This window comes from Paenibacillus polysaccharolyticus (assembly GCF_900102085.1).
In the GTDB taxonomy this organism is placed as follows: domain Bacteria; phylum Bacillota; class Bacilli; order Paenibacillales; family Paenibacillaceae; genus Paenibacillus; species Paenibacillus polysaccharolyticus.
In genome coordinates this window covers 35041-60377 of record NZ_FMVM01000023.1, presented here as the reverse complement: position 1 = coordinate 60377, position 25337 = coordinate 35041, and the positions used below count along the sequence as shown (strand labels likewise).

Below are 25337 nucleotides of genomic sequence, written 5' to 3'. Positions count from 1 at the left end.
CCCCTATTTGATCTTCCGGTATATTTTTTCGGTCCGGTCTAACGGCTCATAGGCATCGCTATATTCTGTAAAATGAATGGATTCTTTCGATCCCAGAACGAGTATGCCAAAGTGGCTCAAGCTCTCATGAAACAGCCCGTGCACATGGTTCCGCAGCTCATCGTTGAAATAAATCATGACATTGCGGCAAAAGATAACGTTAAACTCATTAAACGACCTGTCAGTTGCCAGATTATGTTCGGCAAAAATAATGTTTTTCTGAAGAAACGGGTGAAATATAACGGAATTATATTTCGCTGTATAGTATTCGGAGAAGGCTTTCGTGCCCCCTGCCTCCAGATAATTTGTTGTAAACAACTTCATCTTCTCAATACCGTATACGCCTTCCTTGGCCTGTTGCAGTGAGCGGTCATTCATATCCGTTGCATAGATTCGTGCCTTGTCATACAGACCTTCCTCATGCAGCATAATTGCCATGGAATACACTTCTTCACCCGTAGAGCAGCCTGCATGCCATATCCGAATATAAGGATAGGTTCTCAGAATAGGAATGATCTTCTCCCGAAACATGCGAAAAAGCGATGGGTCTCGGAACATTTCCGTTACCGGAATGGATAAATTCTGTACAAACCGTTCAAACGATGAACGATTGTGCAGTACCTTTTCCTGTAGTCCGGATATGCTTTTCACTCCTTCCGCATGCGCATAATGCCATATTCTTCTTCTTAGGGACGGCAACGCATAATTTCTGAAGTCATACCCATACAAACGATGCATTCCTTCCAGCAGCAATTCAATCTCGATCAGTTCCCGTTCTTCATCTTGCGGTATACGGATCGTATCTGCTCCCGTCTCGTTAGGTTCCCACGGTGTCATAACTTCTCTCCACTTCGTCTTTGGTTACTTGCGTATGCGTTATTCTCCTTCATTACCCAAACCATACGCTTACGAATACAGCCATACCCGCATTAACGATAACAATTGATCGGTTTGAATCGGTTTTTTCACATAATCGGATGCTCCAGCCTCAATACATTTCCCTCGATCTTCTTTCATCGCCTTCGCCGTGAGTGCAATAATCGGCAATTTATCAAATTTCGGATTCTGTCTGATCCGTGTCATCGCTTCGTATCCGTCCATCTCTGGCATCATCATATCCATCAGCACCAGATCAAACTCCGGATTTTTCTCAAGTGCCTCCAGCGCCTCACGACCGTTCTCAGCAAATGTAACATCCATACGGTACCCTTCAAGCACACTGGATAATGCAAACACATTCCGGATATCATCATCGACAAGCAATATTTTTTTGCCTTCGAACAAGGTTTCTTTATTATGAAGCTTCTGCAAAATACGGCGTTTGTCCTCTGGCAGGTTGGCTTCTACCCGATGCAGGAACAATGTCGTTTCGTCCAATAATCGCTCCGGTGACTTCACGTCTTTGATAATAATCGATTCCGCATATTTACGAAGTTTCATCTCTTCCTTGGAATCCAGCTCTTTACCCGTGTAAATGATGATTGGCAAATCATTCAGATATTCATCATCCCGAATCTGATCAAGCAATTCGAAACCTGTCATATCCGTTAGCATCAGATCCAGTACCATACAATCGTAACGCTGGCTGTGTAATTCATTCAGTGCCTCTTGCCCTGTAGAAACAGCCGTGATAGCCACATCATCATGACCGATCAATTCAATGATTGCTTTGCGCTGAATTTCATCATCTTCAACGATGAGCAGTCGTTTTAATTGATTTTCCGTATAGGATTGGATATGGGAGAATGCTTTATCCAACGAATCTTTGCTGGATGGTTTTTTCAGATATGCGATGGCCCCCATCATCAACCCCTGTTTCATATCATCCACAACCGAAATAACATGCACAGGGATGTGACGTGTTACGGAATTACTCTTCAGTTCACCCAAGATCGTCCAACCATCCATCACAGGTAGCTGTATATCCAGAATGATCGCATCAGGCAAGTATTCCCGAGCCATCTCCAGTCCAGTATCTCCCTGAAGGGCAACCAATGCCTTGAAGCCGCGGCCTCTCGCCATGTCCATCAGAATATGAGCAAATTTCACATCATCTTCGATGATCAGCAACGTTTTATCACCTTCTACGATGGTGTTAGCATCGTCTTCTATTCGTGACAGCTCTGCACTGCGAGCAGGCGATAATTCAGCCATACGACTTTCTTCCGGTTCAGATGCCAAAATGGATTGTTGCGGAATACGGACAGGTTGAATATCCGACACCAGCGTTTGTTGTTGTTCTGAAGATACTGCCGCTTCTCTTGTTGCCTTTTCCTCCGCCCATTCAGCCTCTTCATGATTATCCGGCAGGAACAGGGTAAAGGTGCTTCCGACGCCTTCTGAAGATTTCACCTGTATTGCCCCACCAAGCAGACGTGCCAATTCTCGGCTAATCGATAAACCAAGACCCGTGCCGCCATATTTGCGACTCGTCGTACCGTCTACCTGCTGGAACGCTTCGAAGATCAGATCCGTCTTGTCTGATGGAATGCCAATGCCGGTATCTTTGATGCTGAATCCAAGATATTGCTGATTCGTATTCAGATATCCAGGCAATTCCTCTGGCTTCATACGCTTTGCAATCAGACTTACCGAACCACGGTTTGTAAACTTGAATGCATTCGATAACAAGTTCCTTAAAATCTGTTTCACTCGATGACTGTCTGTATAAATCCATTCCGGTAGTGAACTATCAAAATCAATATTTAGATCCAGTTCCTTCTTGTTAGCCATCGGACCAAAGTTCTGGGTGACAAAGCCCGTTAATTCATCCAATCGGACGGTTTCGTAGTTGATGTCCATCTTGCCTGCGTCTACTTTAGACAGATCGAGAATCTCATCAATCATCTTCAGCAAATCTGCACCTGACATATAAATGGTTTGTGCATATTCCTGCTGTTTGCTGCTGAGATTGCCATCCTTGTTCTCCGACAATAACTGAGACAATATGAGCAGACTGTTCAGTGGAGTACGAAGTTCATGCGACATATTGGCCAAAAATTCTGACTTGTACTTACTGGTCATCGACAATTGCATCGCCTGTTGTTCCAATTGTGTCTTCGTTTTCTCTATTTCATCATTTTTCTCTTCCACTTCACGTACCTGTTCTTCAAGCGCACGCGTTTTGGCAATCAGTTCGGTATTGAAATGTTCCAATTCCTCCTGCTGACGCTGTAGCAACTCCTCAGAACGTTTAAGCGCATCCGTCTGTTCTTCCAGATTCTCATTGGAACGGCGCAATTCTTCCTGTTGTGTCTGCAGTTCCTCGGATTGCACCTGTAACTCTTCCGTAAGCGCCTGCGACTCCCGCAGCAACTCTTCCACACGAAGACGTCGCCGAACATTATTGAGGATGACACCCAAATTCATAATCAACTGACCGAACAACTGCTTGTGCATCTCATTAAAACCTTCGAACGAAGCCAGCTCCACCACACCGATTAATTCGTCTTCAAACACAACCGGGTAGATCATAATTCCTGCAGCTCGCGCAGAACCCGAAGCAGAACCAATGCTCACATATTCGTCAGGTGTATGATCCAGCACAATTGGACTCATATCCAGGGCAGCCTGACCAATCATGCCTTCCCCGATCCGATACACCTCTTTACCGAGCTCCCCATTTTCTTCAAAAGCATATGAACCATAACGTCTCAGCTCATCTGGATGCTTCTCTTCGTCAATCAAATACACCACACCAAGCTGTGCACCAAGCACAGGTGTAAATTCACTGATAAACATCTGGGAAATTTGACGAATGGAGCCGATTCCCCGCAGAAGTTCGGGCACTCTCGCAATGTTGGAACTCATCCAGTTTTGATCCTGCTGAGCCTGTACATAGGCTTTCTCGATCTCAAGCTTCTCTTCCAGATCGTTAGAGACTTCTTTGAACACGGTGGCAATCTGACCGATCTCATCCGTGGACTTGATTTGAATCCGGCGGATGGTTCTATATCGTCCTTTGCCGAAACTCGTAATCATCATCGACACTATATTCAGCCCACGTGTAATGCTAGGAAGCACCCACAGGATGATTCCCAAGGCAAGCAGTAATCCCGCGACCATAATACTGATCGTAATCTGAACCGCTCTGGTATATGCAGCGTTGGCATCTTTGATCTCGGCATCAATCTCCTGATCCTGATAACGAGACAATGCATTCAAGCTGTCCACCGTTTCCTTCTGCACCGCAAGCCCAGTGGAATTACGATAATTGTTAGCGTCCTCCACCCGTTTCTGGGACATCAAGCTGGTTATTCTTGTAGCATAATTCGTGTATGCATCCCACGCATTATTCACACGGTCTACAAGTTGATGTTCAGAAGCGGTATCTGCCCGGTCTCTCACCTGCTCTAGATAACGGACACCTCTGTCCTTCATTTCCTTAAGATCTGCTTCTGTCGCACTGACCGAATTGCTCGGGTTTAACAACAAGTTAGCTAGCACTTTGGCAATATCATTGACTTCTCCACGTGCCGCGGAAGTAAATCGCACCTTGAGATAACGTTCCTGATACATCTGGTCGATCTGTTTATTACTGCTGTTAAGCCGCTCATAGCTTACAAAAGTAAGAGCAATCATAATGGCCATCAAGGCGGTAAAACCAATCAGCAGTTTATTTCTGATTTTCATTCCGTTACCGCCCCTTTATCTAGCGTAATCCATACGAGACATTTATCATCATCTCGTTCCGGATTCAATTCATCATCGAAGAACAATGCCTGCATCGCCTCTTCATTCCATGCATGGGAGCCTCTTAATTGCTCTTTCAAAAATTCCAACTGTTGCTCCTGATCGCCCTGAACGGCTTCAAGCAAGCCATCCGTATACAGCGCAATATGTCCCTCGCCTTCGTAATGAATAGTCTGCGGTTCAATATCCATTTTGTCGAACAATCCCACTGGGTAGCATACGCTGTCAAATGAAGTTACACTGCCGTCACTACGGAAAAACAGAGCTGGAGGATGCCCCGCATTCACATAATCAATCCGTTTCATACGCGTGTCTACGACTAAATAGATCGCTGTAAAGTAATACTGCACCAGTTGTTTTCCCAGATGCAATTGGTTAAAGCGACGATTTAACTCCTGAATAACCTTCTCCGGGTCTACATATGTCGTCACTGTATCCTTAAGCACAGATGCGATAAACATCGTGAACAGGGATGAAGAGATGCCATGTCCCATCATGTCCAGAAGCAAAACCCCGTATCGTCCCTCTCCAAGCGGGAACCAGGAGTAAAGATCACCTGCGAGCTCAAAAGATGGTTTATAGATGGCATGTACCTGAAACAACGGATCTTCGATGGCATGACTCAGCACGGCACTTTGCACCATTGCTGCCAGTTTAAGCTCATCCTGAATCCGCTGGTCACGCTCCTTGTGCCAGTCTTTCTCCTGTTTCAGACGTAAGGCCAGCCGGATTCGGGCCATCAGTTCCACTTTGTTAATCGGCTTCGTTACATAGTCCGATGCACCTGCATCGAGCGCTTCGGCCAGCTTCTTGGAATCACCAATCGCAGTCACCATAATAATCGGGATATCTTTCAGGTTTTCATATTTTTGTACAATACTGCATGCTTCGATGCCATCCATTTCAGGCATCATCATATCGAGCAAGATCAGGTCAATATCCGACGGCTTGGGACGTAGTTCGCTGTTATCTTCACCAATTCCCAATACTTCGAACATCTCCATAGCTGAGCTTGCTGTCACAATATCGCGGTAATTTTCTTTTTTCAAAATTTCTCGAATGATAATGACATTCGTCGGATTGTCGTCAACAATAAGTATTCTCATTTCTATCTCCTTATCTTTGGCGTCCGGGTTTGTCGATAGTTATCTATTCAACGAACAACCTTATTTATACAAAATTTGCATCTAGAGCGAGCAGTAGACATAACAATTCCTAGTCTAACTATAATGATAAATCCAGAAAATGACTATCAGTAAATCAAACCATTAGAGGTAGCTTTCCCTTGATTTTATGGTTTTTGCAACGGTTTATACCAGGGGCTTGGCCCATGACTCAGGCAGAACTTGCAAAAACATAGATAAGGAATGGGGTTCCCCCCATTCCTTATCTATGTTTTTGATTAAGTCTGTCCTGGTTCACCGCAGGGCACTATTTGATATAACACTCCTACGCTCAGGATGTACATATTAGTCTTTCTTTTTGGCAATGATCAGTACCTTGCCTTTATCCAATTCACTTTCATAGAAATCAGCCTCGGCTTCGGTAAAACCCATCGATACGATTTTGGCCCGAAGTTCGTCACCGCGAGAACGGAACAGATTCGCCATGGAATCAAATAAACCTTCCTCCTTGATGCCAATCTCGTTAGCATCTGCGGTATCTGCAATGCGATCTGTACGATCCTTCTCATGGGCAAGAACGAAGATATGATCAGCTAAGTATCCAGTAGTCTGCAGTTCTTTCACCGCTTCTACTGCTTGAACTCCGTTTTCTACCACTTTGGCATACGCCTGTGCATTGGTTGAATTCATCGTTTCCACTCTCCTCTGATTAATCTTCTTTATCGCGCTCTTATAGTATATAACCATACTATTTTACGTTGAAACGGAAGTTGGATCAGAATCTCAGGAAACCGTATCGTCGAAAAAGTCAACAGCGTCAATCTGGTTAGAGCCTGATTTCATATATACTTTAATCGCGTAATGACCACGAAGAAACACCTCGCCATCCTCAGCAACAGCGTAAGGCTCGCCCAAGATTTGATGAATAGCATCCTTATGCATTGGGACAGACTCCCCATTCAAGTTCAAGTAGTTATGCGAACCGTCCACACGTATGAACTGAATCATGTCTGTGTCTTCACATATCCCAACGTTCACATGACGAAAATGATATTCTGGACATCCCATATAAGGATCTTCTTTGATGGAATCTGGCTGACCTAACTTGGCAAATAATTCATGCTTTCCATCCTCTAGTGAAACGCCATTCAGAGTCCGAAACTGCTCGAACGTCTCGGAACGATCCATAGCCAGAGTCATCTCTGGCTCCTGTTCCTCCATTACCGTCCATTGCATGTCGTGAGCAGCTGGTGTTGCTGCCGGTTGAACGGAAAAGGGAGAAATTACGCTAAACATAGTCACTAGCAGTAGTTTCATCATGATTCTCACCCTTTCATCAAGTTCATCACCGCCCTGAAGGCTTCATCGATTATCAGAGAGCAGTCATGTTATTTACGCATCCGTTGCCACACATTAGCGGCAAGATCAATATAATTCATCCAGTTCTTCCCACCCTTTGTTTTATCCTGATATGTAGCTTCGTAGGATTGCACGGTGCGCTCCGCAGGCGTCGCAGGTGGAGCTGTTACCTGATTGGATTCGGACGTTTTGCCTGCTTCTGCTTTGGATGGTCTATTCTGAAATCGGGTCATCAGTGTAGTGGACACCTGCTTGGCAGCTGCCGTTACTTCACTGAGAACTTCTCCCAAATTCTCAACGGATTCCATTACCGGGTCAATCTTCTTCATTTTGTGCTGTACATCAGCCGTAATGTCATTCGCATGTCGTACTGTCTGTTTTACTTCATAACTGAGTTCATCAATCGTTTTTTGTACTTCCTGCAGTGTCTGAGAAACATTGTCCAGTGAGCTCTGGGCAGATTTTAACGTGCGAATCAAAAAGAAAACCAGTACAGCAAATGCCACTGCAATTAGGGCCACGCTCAGTTGATAGATCATAAAAGAACCTCTCTTTCCATGGTTGCGTTCGGTTTTGTTATTGCTATAGTTACCCGAGGCTTTCCCGGGCGAAACAAAAGAAAAATGGTCCTTCAGCGATGTATAGAAGAAGAAAAAAACACCATGTTTCAAGTCATTTGACCTCGGTTAAGGTTAGACTACACAGGGCAGTGAGACAGCACAGTTCACGCCACAAACTTTAACACGAAAGGATGAATTCTCATGTTAAAATGGTCTGTTATATTTCTGATTATTGCACTGGTTGCCGGTATTTTCGGGTTCTTCGGGATTGTTGAAGCGGCTGCTTCGATCGCAAAAGTATTGTTCTTCATCTTTGTAGTACTCTTCGTTATCTCCCTCATTACGGGACGAAGCCGAATGCGATAAAAGCGGATGTCTGAATCTGATGATTGCATTACATACAAAAGCCGATGATGCCTCCGGGCACGTCGGCTTTTGTGCGTTCCAAGACAGGTACACCTACCTATTTTTCTATATTTATGTATTACACTCCCTCCTGCTTTATTCCAAAATACACCGCCGAGGAGTCCTGAAAAACAGGACTTTAATGATATAGCCAGCCCGATTTTATGCCTCGTAAGTCTGATTTTTACAGGCTTTCTATTTACCCACATATGCGCCAGTTGACTCTGGAGGAACCAAGAAAAAATTGTTATAATTTGTGATTCATAGACCAGCTTGCTTGGTTACTTTTAACACAGGACATCAAAAACTACATATTTAACCGAGGAGGAAAAACAAATGAAAAAAATCGTAAGTTTTGCCGCTGCTTTAACATTGATGGGTTCCATGGCTGCCGCTGCAGGTGCTGAGGAAGCGGTTACCGGCACGGTAACACCAACAACTTCCGGTACTGAAGCAACTACAACTTCACCGGCAACAACAACGCCGGCTGTAGAAGTAAACAAACCTGCTGTTCAGACTGTTGAAGGCAAGGTTGAAACTGTAACAGGTAGTACCTACAGTGAGAATGGTAATAATCCTGTGCCTGGATCTGACTTAATGTTCGACGAGCCAATTGTAAAACCGGGTGACGAAGTTCTGATGCCGACAATGCTGCTCAACTTGCTGGAGCGCACATGGTTCTATGATGCACCAAACGGTAAACCAATCGGTGCTCTGAGCGCGCAAGTTGTTGATACAACAGGTGAAATTGTTGACGGATTCGACGGCGGCGAATGGGTCCAAGTATACACTTGGAAAGGTAAAGCCTGGATTCACGTTGCGATTCAATAATATCGTATAATCGTTTCTAACATAAGTAAAGAGGACAGTACGCCACACTCGCGTCTGTCCTCTTTTTGATATATCTATTTTGTGAAAACTCCTGCTTTAAGTGATTTATGGCAGGTGTGTTTCTTCAGATCGAGGCTCTACATGTACATGAACGTGCATAATGTTATGCGAACGTTTCAGTCGTGCCTCCACCTGATTACAGATTTCATGACCTTCTACCAGTGTTAATCCTCCGTCCACTTCAATGACTACATCTACCAAAACATGGCTACCATGTACTCGTGCCTTCACATCCTTGATCGTTTCTACACCAGGAACTCGGGCAACGGCAGATCTTAAATCCGTCAACTGCTTTTGATCAAATCCATCGGTAAGCAGATGAGTCGAATCACGGAAAATTTCCCAGGCTGTTTTACAAATTAGCAGACCTACCAGGATAGCAGCCACTTTATCCAGCCAAGGGAGTCCGAATTGTGAACCAACGATGCCAACGGCAGCACCGATACTCACCCAGGCATCGGAACGATTATCTTTAGCCGCCGCGTGCAAAGCCTGGCTATTAATTTTCTGGGCTAGACGCGAGTTGTAACGGTACACCCCCAGCATAACCACAGCACAGATCAAAGCTACGCCGGCTGCCCACAGGTTCGGAGCAGTGTAATCGCCAGCATACCAGGATCGTACCGCCTCAACCAATACTTGAAGTCCTACAACTGCCATAATAAATGAGGCAAGTAATGCCGCAATCGTTTCGGCCCGAAAATGACCATAGGCATGATCCGAATCCGGCGGTTTTTGCGATATGCGCAGGCCAACTAATACCGCGACAGAAGCCACAATGTCCGTAGCATTATTGATTCCGTCTGCAACCAGAGCACTGGAAGCAAACAAATATCCACAAATCAACTTAAATGCAGATAATACGAGGTACGCCGCGATGCTAATCCAGGCTCCCCGCTCTCCTTTACGTATCTCTTCATAAGCGTTCAAGGGGACGACACTCCTTTTCACGTTTCCAATAACTAGTTTTTCCATGGTACCAAATGCAAGCCGTGTGGGTCTATAGAAACAGTGTTGCCGGGTAGCATGGCTGTAGGCAAGCCGAAACAAAGTTTCCAAGAGGCAGGGCTTTAGTGATGAAGAAACAATGTTGGTTCAGGTAAAACTGGTGGAAAACGGCATTTTATCAGGTTGCCCTTGTGAGGCCTTTATAAAACGTATAAAATGAGTACATCCCGTCCAAATTGGACGGCTTACTGCAAGACCGGGAGGGATATATAATGAGCGAAAATAATGAACCGAAAAAGGTCAGCTTGCAAGACGCGATCCGTCAAAAGCTGGCACAAAAGAAAGAACAGCAAAACTCCGGCAACCAGTCGGGTGCTTACTTTGAAGGCGGCCCTAAAGCCATGAAGAGCCAGAACAACAAAAAGCCGAACAACCAGCGTCGCCGTACAGGCGGGTCTTAGGTTCGCGCCAGCATAAGAGCTGTATATCAGCATGAGCACGACAAAAAACCGCATGCCCTCCACTAGGAGGACTTGCGGTTTTTCACTTGCACGTATTTAAAGTGGAATTAAGCTTCCACCGGGTACATTTTGTTGCGCAGTTCTTTGATTTCGTCGCTTTCCAGATATTCATCATAGCTCATTTGACGATCAATCAGGCCTGTAGGCGTGATTTCGATAATCCGGTTTGCGATCGTTTGGATGAACTGATGGTCATGGGAAGTAAACAACATCGTTCCATCAAAGTCAATCATACCATTATTTAGTGCAGTAATGGATTCGAGATCCAAGTGGTTCGTTGGCTCATCGAGAATCAATGCGTTTGCACCTGTCTGCATCATTTTCGCCAGCATACAGCGAACTTTCTCTCCCCCGGAGAGTACGCTGGCCTTCTTCTGGGACTCCTCACCAGAGAACAACATACGGCCCAGGAAGCCACGCAGATACGTTTCATCCTGATCTTTGGAATACTGACGCAACCAATCTACGAGTGTCATATCCACACCGTCAAAGAATTGGGAGTTATCTTTCGGGAAATAAGCCTGAGTTGTCGTCACACCCCAAGTATATTCACCGCTGTCCGCTTCCGTTTCACCCATGAGAATATCAAACAACAGTGATTTGGCATTTCCGTTCGGGCCAACAAATGCAATTTTGTCACCTTTGTTCACCACAAAGCTCACATCTTTCAACATTTCCACACCATCGACGGATTTGTGAATACGATCCACAGTCAGCAATTGTTTCCCTGCTTCACGCTCAGGTTTGAAGTTAATAAACGGATATTTACGGTTGGATGGACGAAGGTCATCCAATGTGATTTTGTCGAGTTGTTTCTTCCGGGAAGTCGCCTGTTTGGACTTCGAAGCATTCGCGGAGAAACGTTGAATAAAGGCTTGCAGCTCTTTAATCTTCTCTTCTTTTTTCTTGTTGGCATCCCGTTGCAACGCAAGAGCCAATTGGCTGGACTCATACCAGAAGTCATAGTTACCTACGTACATCTGAATTTTACCAAAGTCAATATCTGCGATATGCGTACATACCTTGTTCAGGAAGTGACGGTCATGGGATACAACAATAACGGTGCCTTCATAATCCATCAAGAAGTTCTCAAGCCATTGAATCGATTCGAGATCCAAGTGGTTGGTAGGCTCATCGAGCAACAGGTTGTTTGGACGGCCAAACAACGCTTGTGCCAGCAATACGCGGACTTTTTCGTTCCCGCTCAGCTCTATCATTTTTTTGTCATGCATGTCACGATCAATGCCCAGACCGATCAGGAGTGCCGCTGCATCCGGCTCAGCATCCCAGCCGTTCTGCTCAGCGAACTCTCCTTCAAGTTCACCTGCACGCAAACCGTCTTCTTCTGTGAAGTCTGCCTTCGCATACAAAGCATCCTTCTCTTTCATGATGGAATACAGACGAGCGTGACCCATAATAACCGTTTCGAGAACCGGATACTCATCATATTCAAAGTGGTTTTGCTTCAAAACGGCCATACGTTCGCCCGGGGTGATGTGCACCTCTCCCGAGTTGGCTTCAATCTCACCGGACAAAATTTTCAAAAACGTTGATTTGCCGGCTCCGTTCGCACCGATCAGGCCGTAACAGTTGCCTGGCGTGAATTTGATATTCACATCTTCAAAAAGTGCACGTTTTCCGTAGCGGAGCGTGATGCCGCTTGTACTGATCATTAAGCATACCATCCTTTATTCGTTAATCTGCATACTGCATGAATAGCAACCTGCGTAAAATCATGGATTCAATATCCGATGCCTATTCTGGCACCATATTATAACACAAAAAAGCGGCAAATTCGAAAATCAGCCGCTTTTTACGGATTAAAGTTTTGGTAAATATGCTGTTCATGCACGTATGTTTATAGATTACCATATCTGGCTGGCTTTTGTTAGCCCAGTTATTGTACTTTTCATGGAATTTTAATGAATAATCACTCGGTCTCATCAGCTTCATGTCGAATGCGAAGAGTCTCGCCATGTCCCAGCACCCGAATCCGTTCCTTGGCAATACCGAGCCGTTCTCTCTCCGCCTCCAGCCGGTCCAGTGCTTCCTTGGGTGTGTCGTCCGCCAGCTTGAAGGTTCCGTAATGCATGGGCACCATAAGCTGTGAGCCTGTCTCCACGAATCCTTGCAAGGCTTCCTCTGGTGTCACATGCTGGGAAGTCATAAACCATTCGGGATCATACGCGCCAATCGGCATCAATGTTACGCCAATGTCGAAGCGTTCACCAATCGTTTTGAACTCCTTGAAATACCCGGTATCCCCGACAAAATACAGGACAGGTGGATAACCTCCTGCTTGTTTGTCATCGTGAGCTTTCTGGGATTCAGAAATTGCTGAAGCGGACTGTTCCGGCACTTCTCTTGCTGCCGCACTCTCTTCTGATGCATGTACGACATGATTTGGCTCCAATACGTAACCGCCCCAGTGGGACGTATTGGTATCAAATAACGTTCGGCGTGTCCAGTGCTGAGCAGGCACAAACGTAATCTTCACTCCACCAAGCACCATATGATCCCACCATTTCATCTCCTGACAACGGTGAAATCCCTTACGGATCATCTTGCGTTTCAAGCCGTCCGGCACAATCAGCAGTGTCTTCGATGTAATCAATTTGCGCAGGGAAGCCAAATGCAAGTGATCATAGTGTGAGTGAGAGATAAGGATGACGTCGAGCGGTGGAATATCCTGAATCGGAATGCCGGGGTCACCCAGCCTGCGTTGGAATCCCATCTTTTCCGCCCACACCGGGTCGGTCACGATATTCAGTCCATAATATTGGATGAAAAAGGTGGAGTGTCCGATCCACGTGATCGTGGTTTCTTCCCGGTTGGCATGTAAATAATCCAGTTCAGGCTCGTGCTTCGGCACCTTGTAGGAATAGTCCTTTACTTTGCGGCGCCGCTGTTCTCTCCACTGCTTGAACTCCTTCAGCGTTTTGTCTGTACTGACATTATCGATATTGTTATAACGAATTTTGGGCATGAAGGGGCCTCCTCCCTTCCTCAGGTCTTAACATCAGATTACCCGGATCGGCAGTGGACGTACCACCTGACATAAGTACAGTGTCAATGTAATCAGTCCTTTGGATTTTTGCATACCGCCATATAGATAAACAGAAAGACAATCGCGGTCACCATAATCAGAGGCGGAGCATACATGATCGTAAACGTCTCAAAAAAGCTAAGCCCCGTGATGCCCGGTATGCCTTTCACCCCTTCTTCCAAAAGCGGATGCAAGTGCAATCCCGGATAAATACCTGCGGGCCATACAGATCTCAGCACCAAAAGTTGCCGGGGTAGCAGAGCAGACAGCATATAGAGAATATTCGAAATCGTCGTCGCAAACATGGCGAAGTCACCCTTTCTTTTTCCCGGCGTTACCGCGTACATAATTGGCATCAAACAGGAACAGCTTCATAATCAGCACCAGAGATGGGATGAGCACCAGGAGCCCGAGACTGAATGCTGTGATCAGTGCAATCCCCATCGTTCGGTTCGTGAAGCTATCGTAAATATTGATGTACGGGTACAGAATATAGGGCAGATGTGAGCGACCATATCCGTACCAAGCAAAGGCAAACTGGAGCATCACCGCGATAAAACACCAGCCCAGGTATTTCTCCTTCCACACAAGCGACACCGCGATAACAAAACAGATAAAGGATGCGATAAACATCCAGGACATGTCCACCATACGTTCAAAGTGTGCCGGATTTTGTTTGTTAATTTGCAGAAAAGCCAGAAAACTCGCAAAAATCGTGGGCAAGCTCCACAGCAGCGCATACTCCCGAAGTACGCCAAAGGCCGGTTCATCCCCGGCCCGCTTCGCGTAATAGGACAGGAACATCGCCGAAATGTACAGTACACTCACCAAAGCGAGCAATACAACAGACCATGTATAGGGATTTGTCAAAAATTCACGCCAACGAAAGAACACCTTTTCGCCTACCTGTTCGATAATCCCACCTTCGGATATCGCCAAAATGGTGGAGAACACTGCCGGGATTAGCAATCCCGTTGCTCCGTACAATGCCAGATAGATTCTGCTATTTTTCCCGTGGTTACCATAAGTATTGTAGGCGTAATACACTCCTCGGATCGCCAGTAGAACAATCGCCAGCGAACCCGGAACAAGCAGGGCTGTACCGTAATAGAACGCACTGTCGGGATAGAAGCCGACCAGCCCCACGACAAAGAAGATGAGAAACACATTCGTCACTTCCCACACCGGTGAGAGGTAGCGCTGAATAATGTTATGAATTTTGTTTTCATGTCCGGTCAATATGCTGTAAAAACTGAAGAAACCCGCGCCGAAGTCAATCGACGCCACGATCAGATAACCGAACAGAAACGTCCACAATATCGCGATGCCCGCAATTTCAAAGCTCAATGCACTATGCCTCCTTCCAGGCCAAGCGAATCCAGTTCCTTCTCCGCTTCCTTGTTACGGAACAACTTGCTGATCACACGAATGCACGAGAAACACAGCACCAGATACAGCAGGATAAAAAGCACGAGCATCCACCCCACCGAAGTCGAGGTCGTCGCCGCCTCGGACACCTTCATATATCCGCGCAAAATCCAGGGCTGTCTGCCCACCTCGGCAAACATCCAGCCAAGCTCAATCGCAATCATCGCCAGTGGGCCGAGAAGCACGATGCCAAGCAGTAGCCATTTCGGATAAGGTTTGCGTCCAGGCAGCCAGCGGCGTAACACGTACAACACGGGGATCAGCAGGATAATGACTCCTGTTGTTACTTTCAGGTCAAACATATAATGAATAGACAACGGCGGCCTGAGATCGGCAGGATATTCTTCCAGTCCCTTCACTTCTGTATCCGGTCGATTACCAGCCAAAATGCTCAGCGCATAAGGAATTTCGATGGCATATTTGACCTCGTTGTTTTCATCGAGAATACCGCCATACACCAGCGGTGCTTCCTTCATCGTTTTGAAATGCCACTCAGCAGCGGCCAGCTTCTCCGGCTGATATTTCGCCAGAAATTTACCTGAAGAATCACCGATCATGACGGTGCTGATCGCAAACACAAGCGCAGATACTGTTGTGAGCTTGAGTGCTTTTTTGTAATACACATGATCTCGTCCACGTAGCAGACTAAATGCCGCAATCCCTGCCAACACACCGGCACTCAAGGTATAGGAGGAAGCAAGCACGTGGGATACTTTGGTTGGTGTCGCCGGGTTCAGCATTGCGGCAATGGGATCGATATCTTTCATGATGCCGTTAATCAAGGTGAAACCTTGTGGCTGGTTCATGAACGAGTTCACGGTTGTGATAAATATCGCGGAAGCGGATGAGCCAAGAGCGACCGGAATGAGCAACAACATGTGCGTGTATTTCTTTTTGAAACGATCCCAAGTGTATAGGTAAATCCCCAGAAAAATCGCTTCTACGAAAAAAGCAAATGTCTCCATAAAAAGCGGCAACGCAATCGCTTGACCAGCGACACGCATAAACATGGGCCACAGCAAGCTCAGCTGTAAGCCGATGGATGTGCCTGTGACTACACCTACGGCCACCGTAATGACAAAACCTCTCGCCCATCGACGAGCCAGCAAGGTGTAATGAATGTCATTGGTACGTAGCCCCCGCCATTCAGCCAAAGCAATCATGAGCGGAACACCTACACCAATAGAAGCAAAGATAATATGCACAAACAGGGTCAGACCGGTTAGAATCCGGCTGAGCAGTACGGGGTCCAGAGATGACATGGGTACACTCCTCTTTCAGCGTAATCGTTATCGTTGTTTGATTGTTTCGTTGAATCGTTATGGGTTATGTACATGCCTGAACGGATTTTTAATAACTCATAATACGGATGATGCTTTTGACTACGGCGTACAGTACAACTACAGCCGCCACCAAACAAACGATGATGAGCGTTTTCTCTTGTTTGCGAAACATATACGTGGTGCCCTCCTTTTGCACAGAATGCAAATTATGGCTCTATATACAGTGTGCAAAAGTTCCCGTTTTTTTATCCCATATGACGAAAAACAAAGTTAGAACAATAAAAAAGCCTTTACCTTTCCGCACGGTCACGTGCCAAAAGATAAAAGCTCACGATACTATAATAACTTTCGATAAACAGACTAAAGCACAACGTCCTGTTTGGGCAACCTGACTTTGAACGTACTGCCTTTCCCTGGCGCCGACATGAAGGTCAGACTTCCTTGATGATCCTCCACAATTTTGCGGGAGATATACAAACCGAGGCCCGTGCCACCAATCTGACGATGGTCCGAATTATCTACACGGTAAAACTTGTTAAACAGGAGATCCTTCTCACTCTCGGCAATCCCTATGCCATAATCCCGTACATCGATGCACAGAGCCCCCTCTTCTTCCCATAATGTGACGTCGATTCGCTCTGCTCCTGGAGAGTACTTTACCGCATTGCCTATCAGATTATGCAATACTTGAACCATCCGGTTCTGATCCGCATAAGCAAAGAGATCACCATTAAAGACATGCACATAGATCCGCTGAGAAGACTTCATGTTCCATTGTTCTGCTACACCTTCAACAAGGTCCACGAGCGGAACGTAGGTCATATGATAAGTCATGCCTTCATTATCGAGTCGTTGGATATCAAGCACATCATCCAGCAAGCTGCTCAGACGTTTGCCTTCAGACGCAATAGTCTCCATAAACTCCTTACGTTGGGATGCCGGGAGGTCATACATTAACATCAGTTCAACATATCCCATGATGGTAGCCACAGGTGTACGAAGTTCATGAGAAACAACACTAATCAACTCGTTTTTCATCCGGTTCAGCCGCTCTTCACCCGTTAAGTCACGAAATACGAGCAGGAATCCATGATTTTTCCCTGGCACGTCCAACTGTTTCATGTACAACGAAAAAACGCTTTGTTCCACGTTATCAAAATAGAAGTTGGTCTCGATGAATGCTTGTTCTCCATCCAGAAATGCTCTTGTCTGTTCTGTCAGATTGAAGTTATCCGTCTGTACCATTGAATCGATGGCTTGAGCCAAGTCAGTGATGGATTCTCCTAGAAAATTACCTAGTCCAAACATCTCTTCTATTCGGCGATTCACAATTGTAATCGTGCCTGAACGGTCAGACATGACAAGTCCTTCGCGAACCGATTCAATGAATTGTTCACTGATATCGCGCTGTTCCTGAATTGCTGCCTTCTCTTGGAACAGCTCCAGGTTAAGGTGCTCCAATACAAGGGCATGACGCACCCGGTCTTCTTCTGCACGAGTACGTTCTGTAATATCTTTGATGAACAGATTGTATAACGTCTCGTTTTTCCCCAATTGAATCTCTACAATTCGATACTCAATCGGAAAAACGGAGCCGTCATTGCGAACACCTAATATTTCATCAACCGTGATATACCGTTTGCCTTCGACATACTCATATTGTTCTAACATCAACTTAATTTCCTGTAAACTAATCCCCTGGAAAAGAGATGAGGCTTTCTTCTGCAACAAAACCTCTTTCCGCCCCAATCCAAACATCCTTTCGGCCTCGGGGTTAAACTCAATGATCACCCCTTGACAATCAACCGAGATAATGGCATCAATTGAAGATTCAATAATGGCACGTTTAATGCCTTCGCTGTTCTTCAGTTCCTTCGTACGAGCAATGACCCTGTCCTCCAGTGTTAACTTATCGAGTCGAATCTGTTCGAATTGTTCGAGTAACACATCCGCCATCTTGCGTAAGTTTCCAATGAGGATCTGCACTTCGGTCACATGACTGCTCGGCCAATCCATATTTCCGTTTCGAAACAATAGACGAGGAAGAGAACCTGTTAACCGGGTCAAACGAAGTAAGGGACTAACCACTTTGCTACTCAAAGGAGCTGCCACAATCATGGATGTAACGATAATAACGAATAAAGATTGAAAAGTAGTCAGATAGATCTTCTCAATTTGCGTGTAATACTGGGACGAATTGGTTTCAACAAACACCTGATAAGGGGTAATAGCCGTTTCCTCAGCCTCATAGATAAAAGAAGCTTCCTTCCAATGATCCAATATATCGCTGTAATGAGCTTTCTCTGAATTTAAAAGAATTGGGCCGCTCCTGGATGTCAGCACCTGAAAACTATCCAGATTTATGAATTCTCCCGGAAGATACTCGGGGATTCCAGAAACAACGACAGTTCCACGCTGATCTAGTAAAATCACATTCATACCCAACAAATGGTGGTAACGCTCTACATTTTCTGCAAGGTTATCCGGCGTTACATACTGTTCATCTAAATCCTGAACCACAGCATTCGCTGCATGTTTCATATCCCGTAAGATGGATTCGTTCATCTGGCTCAATTGTCTGCGACTATCCACTGACAACAGGACAAGAGAGACAAACACAACAAAAGCAACCACATATTTAAATGCAATTCTCGCTAGGGGGATCGTGCCTGCACGTTTAGCCTGATGTTCACCCAAAGTGATCCAAAAATCAACCACAATGCCTGCTATCAGGGCGTTGACCATGCTTACGACAGCCACGTACATATATTCATATTTGGTCACTTCCACAGTCAGGCCTAAAACATAATATCCGTAACCAATTGCAGGAAGTAACATCACAATCCAGAACACAGCGTTAGCTTTGATCAGACTGCCTTTTTTATAGTAGCTTTGCCACCCTAGCATCCAGATTAGCTCTAAAAAATGTCCTAGCGTGATATACAGGCTATGTGAATCTATACCAACGATCAGAATTTTAATCAGATGGATGAACGTAAGTGTTACAAAACCGTATACCCCTCCATACAAACGAAGGGCAACCAATGCCGCGGCACTAGTGAGTACAAATTGTACACCATAGAACAACGTAAACGGAAAAATGGAACTTAGTGTGCCAAAGATCACCAGAAGGCATGTTCCAATCCAGGGTCTTCTCAGGTGCAGTAGAATCCGTTCCAACAGGTTCCTCGCTTCCGTTATCCCATACATATACATCTGTCCTCACCGTGGATTCGAGGTACTTCTGCCCTCTTTGTTCTCTCTAACAACATCTGTTCCCCCTAATAGCTGGCGATAACTTCGAACCTTTTTTCCCTTTAAGCACTCTGATCCATTATACTTTAATTAACATGCATAATACGTATGGCAAAAATTATGATTCGGCAAAAAAAGTAATCTCATGATAAACTACACTATCAAGGTAAAGTCTTTTTGCAAGTTGGTGCTACTTCCTATATTCTGGAATAGAACCATTAAATTTTTTGCGGTATTTTTCATCATTTCATCGTAATTTCTTAACAAATCCTCGTTCGTAAGGAGTGTGAAGTTATGTCAATCAAAGTACTTCTTATAGAAGATGAAAAGAATTTAGCGGACATGATCGCTTTTTTTCTTGATGAGGAAGGATACATAACCGAGCGGGTTCATCATCCCCGTGAAGCTCTTCATTTATTTTCCCAGTTTCAACCTGATATTGTGGTGACAGATTTGATGTTGCCCGAAATTGACGGTAACGAACTTGTTGACTCTTTTCGGCAACATTCCACCGTTCCTGTCCTGATGATATCTGCAAGTACGATGTTAAATGATCGACTTCGTGCCTTACATAACGGTGCTGACGATTTCCTCTGCAAGCCGTTTAGTCTGAAGGAGTTGGACGCCAGAATTAAAGCATTGTTACGCAGGTCGATTATCACTTATCAGGATAAACCCGTTAAAGAGAATCAGCCATCTGAAGTGACAGGTCACATTAGTGTAAATGAATACAGGAGAACGCTATTTGTAGATAGTGTTGAAATCGATGTAACCCATATCGAATTTGAGATTATGAAGGAATTGTATCGCAATCCGGGCAAAGTATTTACCCGTAATGAACTGATGGACCGCATTAAAGGCTCTGAACGCGCCTATCTGGATCGAACCATCGACGTACATATCTCTAGTCTTCGCAAAAAAATAGAGCCCGACCCCAAAAATCCCCGTTTTATTAAAACGGTATGGGGTACAGGCTATAAATATATGGTCTAGTTGGTCGTAGGTACAGCCATCACAAAACATAAACATAACAAAGCTGTATAAAAACAGTTTGCAAGCACCATGCTTCTTTCGTTTTACCGAATGTGTAAAGCGGAAGGCATGGTTATTGGTGTTTCGTACCCGAAAGTTTGCAGCCATTTCTCGATGCCGCTAACCAATTGATCGGGGTCTTGTTCATTCCAGAGCATCAACTTCATAACACCAGTACCTGTAATCTGTTGCAGATGACGCTTACGAACCAAGGATGTAAAATCGGTAATGACCAGTAGAGGAACATCCGGTACAAAAGCACGGACGGCTTTCGCCGCGGCTATGGCCTGATCAGCGTTCCTATAATCCACAATGCAAAAACGGGAATTCTCCCAATCCCCTCTTCCTGTTCCCTTTACTGAATCTGATGGCGCAGAAGCAATCCAATCCTCAAACAAAGGTTTGATTTTCTCAAAGTTAATACAACGCTCTCCATCCGTTAGCACAGTAACAGGCTCCATAGATATAACCTCCAATAGCTTCTTACCTCTATTGTGTCAGGTTTCATTTAAAAATGTTTGTGCACGAACATGAAAGAAGTGTTAACAATCTTCGCACTTCTTCACATACCTGCGCTAATGCTTCTCATCGGCATGTAATTTCGCAGTTTTCCTGATTTCATGTAAAATAGAGGTATCCGTTAAAATAAAGGTACTTTGTGATTTATTTTACGGGAGCTTATGTATCAATCTGCTATTATAGGAGGTTTCACCCATGAATATAGTTTCCATTGAACCAACACCGAGTCCAAATACGATGATGTTACATCTCGACGAACGTCTGGAAGACGGGATTCGCAGAACCTATACACTGGACAACGAACGTTCAGCCCCGGCGTTTATTCGCCAGATGTTACACATTCCAGGCGTGAAAAGTGTATTCCACACAACTGACTTCGTTGCTCTGGATCGTAAAGGCAATGCAGACTGGTCTGTGATTCTTGGTGAAGTACAGAGCCGTCTGGGTCAGGAAAGCGTAAATCTGGACTGGATTGAATCAGAAGATGCTTCAGGTGAACACTTTGGAGAAGCACAAGTTTTTGTTCAGTTTTTCCGCGGAGTGCCGATGCAAATTCGCGTCAAAGCCGGAACGAAAGAGGAACGGATTTCACTGTCAGACCGTTTTGTCAAAGCCGTTACGGAAGTTGCCAGTGCTACACTGATCAAAGAACGTAAACTGAGCGATTACGGGGTACGGTACGGTGAACTACCGGATATTGCGCGTGAAGTTGAACAAGAACTGGAAGCGGCTTATCCACCGGAGCGATTGGAGCAGGTTATTCAGCAAGCTATTGCGCATGGTACAAATACAGAAGAATTCGTCGAGCATCGGCGTGCGCTGGCTGGACCGGAACTGGAAGAAGCTCTTCAGAATGAAGACTGGAATGTACGCTATGCCGCACTGGATGGTATGGAACCAACAGAGGAAAGACTGCATCTGGTAGCAAAGGCACTGCGTGACAGCAAAATGCAAATTCGTCGCTTGGCCGTTGTCTATCTCGGGGACATTCGTACACCTGAAGCGATGGAACTTCTGTACGAAGCGCTTCGGGACAGTTCTGCCGCTGTACGGCGTACTGCCGGGGATACTTTATCAGACATCGGCGACCCTGTTGCCACACCGGCCATGATTGAAACGTTAACAGACAAGAGCAAACTCGTGCGCTGGCGTGCGGCTCGTTTTCTGTATGAAGTCGGAACTGAAGAAGCGGAGCAGGCTTTACGTCTCGCCGCGGAAGATCCAGAATTTGAAGTAAGTTTACAGGCTAAAATGGCGCTAGAACGTATCGAGTCTGGTGAACAGGCCGCCGGAACGGTGTGGCAGCAGATGGCAGGACGGAATAAAAAGCAGGATTAGATTTATCTTTTAGTATTGTCCTTTAGGAGCCTTCCAGGGAACAATCCAACATTTGTTATTGCACTGTAAATCGATGAGCGGTATACTTGTTGTCTGTTTGATTAACAGATTACACGCTGCTCGAAGCGTGATTTCTAACTTCATAAACAATAGATACACCTCATCCATTGCATGGTGAGGTAGAGGTCGCGGGTGCGATCAGTAAGCTGAAGAAGGCGCTAGGAGCCGCTGTTGAGATCAGCCGAAAGGTGTACCCGCCGAAGTTTACTGGACGTTCCTTTATCGGTCCGGTGAGCTGGGGCTGCAGCCGAAAGGTGCAGAACTGTCACAGCAAAATTCGTATCTTTTTCTAAAAAAGGTATGACTTCTTCTGTGTTGAGCTATCTTAATCATCTGGGACATGGTGCGGATATAAAATTCAAGACCGCTGGCTCATGCCTGTGGTCTTTTTTTGTTTATGGATCTATGAACTGCATCAGCAATACAAATGAAGGAGTGTTTTCATGCAAGACCGCAGTAACCAATCACACACTACAACTGGACCTACACTGAAAAAAGGATTGCGTGCACGTCACATGACCATGATTGCCCTGGGCGGCTCGATTGGTACCGGTCTGTTTCTGGCAAGTGGTACAGCCATCTCGACTGCCGGCCCTGGTGGTGCATTACTTGCCTATGCGGCTGTTGGAATCATGGTTTATTTCCTCATGACCAGCTTGGGTGAACTCGCAACCTTTATGCCGGACTCTGGTTCTTTTAATACGTATGCCGCACGTTTCGTTGACCCCGCTCTCGGCTTCGCCATGGGCTGGAACTTCTGGTACAACTGGGCGGTAACCATTGCCGCCGAACTCGCTGCAGCTACCGTTCTGATTAAATATTGGTTTCCGGACAGCTCATCCATGTTATGGAGTCTGCTATTCCTGGTACTGATCTTTGCCTTGAATATCCTGTCTGTCAAAGGATACGGGGAATCGGAGTACTGGTTTGCCATTATCAAAGTGGCCACCGTCATTATCTTCCTGAGTGTCGGCGTGTTAATGATCTTTGGTATTCTAGGCGGTGAAGCTGTTGGTTTCAGCAACTTTACAGTCGGTGATGCACCATTCCACGGTGGCTTCTTCGCCGTGCTCGGCGTGTTTATGGCCGCGGGTTTCTCCTTCCAGGGAACGGAATTAATCGGTGTCGCCGCTGGTGAAAGTGAGAACCCGCGCGAAAACGTGCCTCGTGCCATTCGCCAGGTCTTCTGGCGTATTCTGATCTTTTACATTTTGGCGATTACTGTAATTAGTTTAATTATTCCTTACACTCACCCGAATCTGCTCAAAGGTGATCTGGAGAACATCGGGGTCAGCCCATTTACGCTTGTCTTCGAAAAAGCAGGACTTGCGATTGCGGCTTCTGTCATGAATGCCGTCATCCTGACTTCCGTGCTCTCTGCAGGCAATTCCGGCATGTACGCTTCAAGCCGTGTGCTCTATGCACTTGCCCGGGATGGCAAAGCTCCACGTTTCCTTGGCAAACTGAATAAACGAGGCATTCCGATGAACGCGCTGCTTGTCACAACCGCTGTTGGCATGCTTGCATTTTTGGCTTCCCTCTTCGGTGACGGCATTGTGTATACATGGTTGCTGAATGCATCCGGCATGTGTGGATTCATTACGTGGCTGGGTATTGCGATCAGTCATTACCGATTCCGGCGAGCTTATGTTGCACAAGGCCGGGATTTGAGAGATTTGCCTTACCGTGCACGTTGGTTCCCTTTTGGGCCAATCTTTGCTTTTGTCTTGTGTATTATCGTTATTCTTGGACAGAACTATCAGGCATTCACAGGTGACCAGATCGACTGGAGTGGAGTCCTTGTTGCTTACCTGAGTGTACCGTTATTCCTGATACTATGGCTCGGTTACAAATGGATTAAAAAGACCAAAGTTGTCCCTCTACAGGAATGCGACTTCACACCTGCTGAATCTTCAGGTATTAAGGAGTAAAAGACTAATCCTCATCCCCTGTTCTACAGAGCAATCTGTTTGGAACAGGGGATTTTTCTGTCCATATTTTGTATAGGTTGATCCGTACAATAGATAAGGGAACACCTATTATACTCTCAACCGAAGGAGAGATGTACTTTGAAAAAGTGGTCTGTCCTGCTTGTGCTATTAGGCCTGTTGACGATCAGCTTTCCAACGCTGCAAGAAATGTATTATGACTGGCAGCAGAGCCGAGTCCTGAGTGAACTGAAACATCTTCAGTCCGGCCTGTCTCAACTGAATCTTACCTTTGAACGCAGTATAGATACCGGTCATTCAGACCAAGAGGGAACTACCGGGGACATTGCCGCCAATAATTCCCTTGCACCCGGAACAATTGGAATTATCTCTATTCCGGTTATTGATGTGCGCTTGCCTATTCTGGAAGGTGCGACTCAGGAAAATATGAAGTTTGCTGCAGCCCATCTGATGGAGACAGCTTCAATCGGACAATCTGGTAATGCGGCGATTGCTGCTCATCGTGCTCATCGAAAAGGTCGATTATTCAACCGGCTGGGTGAGCTTCAAATGGGCGACTCTGTAGAGATCATACTTGCCAATCAAACAACCATACACTACAAAATCGATCAGATTTCCGTTGTAGAGCCTTCCGATGTATCTGTTCTGGAAGACCCGGGCCTTGGAGAAGTTCTAACGTTGATCACCTGTGATCCGCTGATCGATGCAACACATCGGCTCATTATACGCGCTGTAAAAGTAAACACTTAAATGGACTGCTACACCGTGATACAGCCTTAACCAAGAAAAAAACGTCAAAACACCCTCCCGCCTGCTCACGAAGATCAATTCTTCGTGGCATAGGCCGGAGGGTGTTTGATTATACGTTATTCGTATTTGTCCAGGTCA

The 25337-nt window shown here is 45.7% G+C and carries 21 protein-coding genes and 1 riboswitch; of the genes, 7 read left to right on the top strand and 14 right to left on the bottom strand.

Annotation, left to right across the window (positions count from 1 at the left end; translation table 11 throughout):
• Positions 1-3: 3 nt before the first annotated feature.
• The 6 genes from BLQ13_RS25310 to BLQ13_RS25285 all read right to left on the bottom strand — a co-directional run bounded on the left by BLQ13_RS25310 (position 4) and on the right by BLQ13_RS25285 (position 7753).
• Positions 4-876, bottom strand: a complete 873-nt coding sequence (locus BLQ13_RS25310) for a CheR family methyltransferase (RefSeq protein WP_090924482.1) — start codon at positions 874-876, stop codon at positions 4-6.
• A 69-nt stretch (positions 877-945) separates the two neighbouring features.
• A complete protein-coding gene (locus tag BLQ13_RS25305; RefSeq protein ID WP_090924481.1) occupies positions 946-4671 on the bottom strand; it encodes a response regulator in 3726 nt (1241 codons plus the stop codon).
• Positions 4668-5837 (bottom strand): PP2C family protein-serine/threonine phosphatase, encoded by a 1170-nt coding sequence (locus tag BLQ13_RS25300; protein ID WP_090924480.1) that lies wholly within the window; start codon positions 5835-5837, stop codon positions 4668-4670. Before BLQ13_RS25300 ends, BLQ13_RS25305 begins: the two co-directional genes overlap by 4 nt.
• A 363-nt stretch (positions 5838-6200) precedes the next feature.
• Entirely contained in the window at positions 6201-6545 is a 345-nt protein-coding gene (locus tag BLQ13_RS25295) for a YflT domain-containing protein (protein WP_090924479.1), read from the bottom strand.
• Positions 6546-6638: 93 nt separating this feature from the next.
• Complete coding sequence (locus BLQ13_RS25290) at positions 6639-7175, bottom strand: hypothetical protein (RefSeq protein ID WP_090924478.1); 537 nt, start codon at positions 7173-7175, stop codon at positions 6639-6641.
• A gap of 68 nt (positions 7176-7243) precedes the next feature.
• Entirely contained in the window at positions 7244-7753 is a 510-nt protein-coding gene (locus BLQ13_RS25285) for a DUF948 domain-containing protein (protein ID WP_090924477.1), read from the bottom strand.
• Between the two features lie 222 nt (positions 7754-7975).
• On the opposite strand from BLQ13_RS25285, the gene BLQ13_RS25280 reads away from it, so the two are divergent.
• Entirely contained in the window at positions 7976-8140 is a 165-nt protein-coding gene (locus BLQ13_RS25280) for a DUF1328 domain-containing protein (protein WP_090924476.1), read from the top strand.
• 375 nt (positions 8141-8515) lie between these two features.
• A complete protein-coding gene (locus tag BLQ13_RS25275; RefSeq protein ID WP_090924475.1) occupies positions 8516-9010 on the top strand; it encodes a hypothetical protein in 495 nt (164 codons plus the stop codon).
• Between the two features lie 105 nt (positions 9011-9115).
• On the opposite strand, the gene BLQ13_RS25270 is transcribed toward BLQ13_RS25275, so the two are convergent.
• Positions 9116-10045 carry a cation diffusion facilitator family transporter gene (locus BLQ13_RS25270; RefSeq protein ID WP_090924474.1) on the bottom strand — a complete coding sequence of 310 codons (930 nt, stop codon included), beginning with the start codon at positions 10043-10045 and terminating at the stop codon, positions 9116-9118.
• 245 nt (positions 10046-10290) lie between these two features.
• On the opposite strand from BLQ13_RS25270, the gene BLQ13_RS25265 reads away from it, so the two are divergent.
• Positions 10291-10479: a hypothetical protein gene (locus tag BLQ13_RS25265; protein WP_090924473.1), complete on the top strand. Its 189-nt coding sequence runs from the start codon at positions 10291-10293 to the stop codon at positions 10477-10479.
• Positions 10480-10586: 107 nt separating this feature from the next.
• On the opposite strand, the gene BLQ13_RS25260 is transcribed toward BLQ13_RS25265, so the two are convergent.
• From BLQ13_RS25260 to BLQ13_RS25235, 6 genes are all read right to left on the bottom strand, one after another.
• Entirely contained in the window at positions 10587-12212 is a 1626-nt protein-coding gene (locus BLQ13_RS25260) for an ABC-F family ATP-binding cassette domain-containing protein (RefSeq protein WP_090924472.1), read from the bottom strand.
• Between the two features lie 257 nt (positions 12213-12469).
• Positions 12470-13525, bottom strand: a complete 1056-nt coding sequence (locus BLQ13_RS25255) for an MBL fold metallo-hydrolase (RefSeq protein ID WP_090924471.1) — start codon at positions 13523-13525, stop codon at positions 12470-12472.
• 92 nt (positions 13526-13617) lie between these two features.
• Positions 13618-13890 carry a hypothetical protein gene (locus tag BLQ13_RS25250; RefSeq protein ID WP_090924470.1) on the bottom strand — a complete coding sequence of 91 codons (273 nt, stop codon included), beginning with the start codon at positions 13888-13890 and terminating at the stop codon, positions 13618-13620.
• A 7-nt stretch (positions 13891-13897) separates the two neighbouring features.
• The gene (locus BLQ13_RS25245; RefSeq protein WP_090924469.1) at positions 13898-14932 is read right to left on the bottom strand and encodes a cytochrome d ubiquinol oxidase subunit II; all 1035 of its coding nucleotides are present in this window, start codon (positions 14930-14932) and stop codon (positions 13898-13900) included.
• Positions 14929-16275, bottom strand: coding sequence for a cytochrome ubiquinol oxidase subunit I (locus BLQ13_RS25240; protein WP_090924468.1), 1347 nt, complete (start codon positions 16273-16275; stop codon positions 14929-14931). Before BLQ13_RS25240 ends, BLQ13_RS25245 begins: the two co-directional genes overlap by 4 nt.
• Positions 16276-16656: 381 nt before the next feature.
• Positions 16657-19506, bottom strand: coding sequence for a PAS domain-containing sensor histidine kinase (locus BLQ13_RS25235; protein ID WP_167375846.1), 2850 nt, complete (start codon positions 19504-19506; stop codon positions 16657-16659).
• Positions 19507-19845: 339 nt separating this feature from the next.
• Between BLQ13_RS25235 and BLQ13_RS25230 the strand changes: the two genes are divergently transcribed.
• A complete protein-coding gene (locus BLQ13_RS25230; protein WP_090924466.1) occupies positions 19846-20544 on the top strand; it encodes a response regulator transcription factor in 699 nt (232 codons plus the stop codon).
• An 83-nt stretch (positions 20545-20627) separates the two neighbouring features.
• On the opposite strand, the gene BLQ13_RS25225 is transcribed toward BLQ13_RS25230, so the two are convergent.
• Positions 20628-21044 carry a hypothetical protein gene (locus tag BLQ13_RS25225; protein ID WP_090924465.1) on the bottom strand — a complete coding sequence of 139 codons (417 nt, stop codon included), beginning with the start codon at positions 21042-21044 and terminating at the stop codon, positions 20628-20630.
• 253 nt (positions 21045-21297) lie between these two features.
• On the opposite strand from BLQ13_RS25225, the gene BLQ13_RS25220 reads away from it, so the two are divergent.
• The 3 genes from BLQ13_RS25220 to BLQ13_RS25210 all read left to right on the top strand — a co-directional run bounded on the left by BLQ13_RS25220 (position 21298) and on the right by BLQ13_RS25210 (position 25199).
• The gene (locus BLQ13_RS25220; RefSeq protein ID WP_090924464.1) at positions 21298-22440 is read left to right on the top strand and encodes a virulence factor; all 1143 of its coding nucleotides are present in this window, start codon (positions 21298-21300) and stop codon (positions 22438-22440) included.
• A gap of 172 nt (positions 22441-22612) precedes the next feature.
• Positions 22613-22831: riboswitch (Lysine riboswitch) on the top strand.
• Positions 22832-22943: 112 nt separating this feature from the next.
• Positions 22944-24431 (top strand): amino acid permease, encoded by a 1488-nt coding sequence (locus BLQ13_RS25215; RefSeq protein ID WP_090924463.1) that lies wholly within the window; start codon positions 22944-22946, stop codon positions 24429-24431.
• Positions 24432-24569: 138 nt separating this feature from the next.
• Positions 24570-25199: a class D sortase gene (locus tag BLQ13_RS25210; protein ID WP_090924462.1), complete on the top strand. Its 630-nt coding sequence runs from the start codon at positions 24570-24572 to the stop codon at positions 25197-25199.
• Positions 25200-25337 lie beyond the last annotated feature (138 nt).

Excerpts from the sequence above, each read along its gene's own strand:
- BLQ13_RS25310 (WP_090924482.1), bottom strand. The coding sequence starts at position 876 with ATGACACCGTGGGAACCTAACGAGACGGGAGCAGATACGATCCGTATA.
- BLQ13_RS25305 (WP_090924481.1), bottom strand. The coding sequence starts at position 4,671 with ATGAAAATCAGAAATAAACTGCTGATTGGTTTTACCGCCTTGATGGCC.
- BLQ13_RS25300 (WP_090924480.1), bottom strand. The coding sequence starts at position 5,837 with ATGAGAATACTTATTGTTGACGACAATCCGACGAATGTCATTATCATT.
- BLQ13_RS25295 (WP_090924479.1), bottom strand. The coding sequence starts at position 6,545 with ATGAATTCAACCAATGCACAGGCGTATGCCAAAGTGGTAGAAAACGGA.
- BLQ13_RS25290 (WP_090924478.1), bottom strand. The coding sequence starts at position 7,175 with ATGATGAAACTACTGCTAGTGACTATGTTTAGCGTAATTTCTCCCTTT.
- BLQ13_RS25285 (WP_090924477.1), bottom strand. The coding sequence starts at position 7,753 with ATGATCTATCAACTGAGCGTGGCCCTAATTGCAGTGGCATTTGCTGTA.
- BLQ13_RS25280 (WP_090924476.1), top strand. The coding sequence starts at position 7,976 with ATGTTAAAATGGTCTGTTATATTTCTGATTATTGCACTGGTTGCCGGT.
- BLQ13_RS25275 (WP_090924475.1), top strand. The coding sequence starts at position 8,516 with ATGAAAAAAATCGTAAGTTTTGCCGCTGCTTTAACATTGATGGGTTCC.
- BLQ13_RS25270 (WP_090924474.1), bottom strand. The coding sequence starts at position 10,045 with ATGGAAAAACTAGTTATTGGAAACGTGAAAAGGAGTGTCGTCCCCTTG.
- BLQ13_RS25265 (WP_090924473.1), top strand. The coding sequence starts at position 10,291 with ATGAGCGAAAATAATGAACCGAAAAAGGTCAGCTTGCAAGACGCGATC.
- BLQ13_RS25260 (WP_090924472.1), bottom strand. The coding sequence starts at position 12,212 with ATGATCAGTACAAGCGGCATCACGCTCCGCTACGGAAAACGTGCACTT.
- BLQ13_RS25255 (WP_090924471.1), bottom strand. The coding sequence starts at position 13,525 with ATGCCCAAAATTCGTTATAACAATATCGATAATGTCAGTACAGACAAA.
- BLQ13_RS25250 (WP_090924470.1), bottom strand. The coding sequence starts at position 13,890 with ATGTTTGCGACGACGATTTCGAATATTCTCTATATGCTGTCTGCTCTG.
- BLQ13_RS25240 (WP_090924468.1), bottom strand. The coding sequence starts at position 16,275 with ATGTCATCTCTGGACCCCGTACTGCTCAGCCGGATTCTAACCGGTCTG.
- BLQ13_RS25235 (WP_167375846.1), bottom strand. The coding sequence starts at position 19,506 with ATGTATGGGATAACGGAAGCGAGGAACCTGTTGGAACGGATTCTACTG.
- BLQ13_RS25230 (WP_090924466.1), top strand. The coding sequence starts at position 19,846 with ATGTCAATCAAAGTACTTCTTATAGAAGATGAAAAGAATTTAGCGGAC.
- BLQ13_RS25225 (WP_090924465.1), bottom strand. The coding sequence starts at position 21,044 with ATGGAGCCTGTTACTGTGCTAACGGATGGAGAGCGTTGTATTAACTTT.
- BLQ13_RS25220 (WP_090924464.1), top strand. The coding sequence starts at position 21,298 with ATGAATATAGTTTCCATTGAACCAACACCGAGTCCAAATACGATGATG.
- BLQ13_RS25215 (WP_090924463.1), top strand. The coding sequence starts at position 22,944 with ATGCAAGACCGCAGTAACCAATCACACACTACAACTGGACCTACACTG.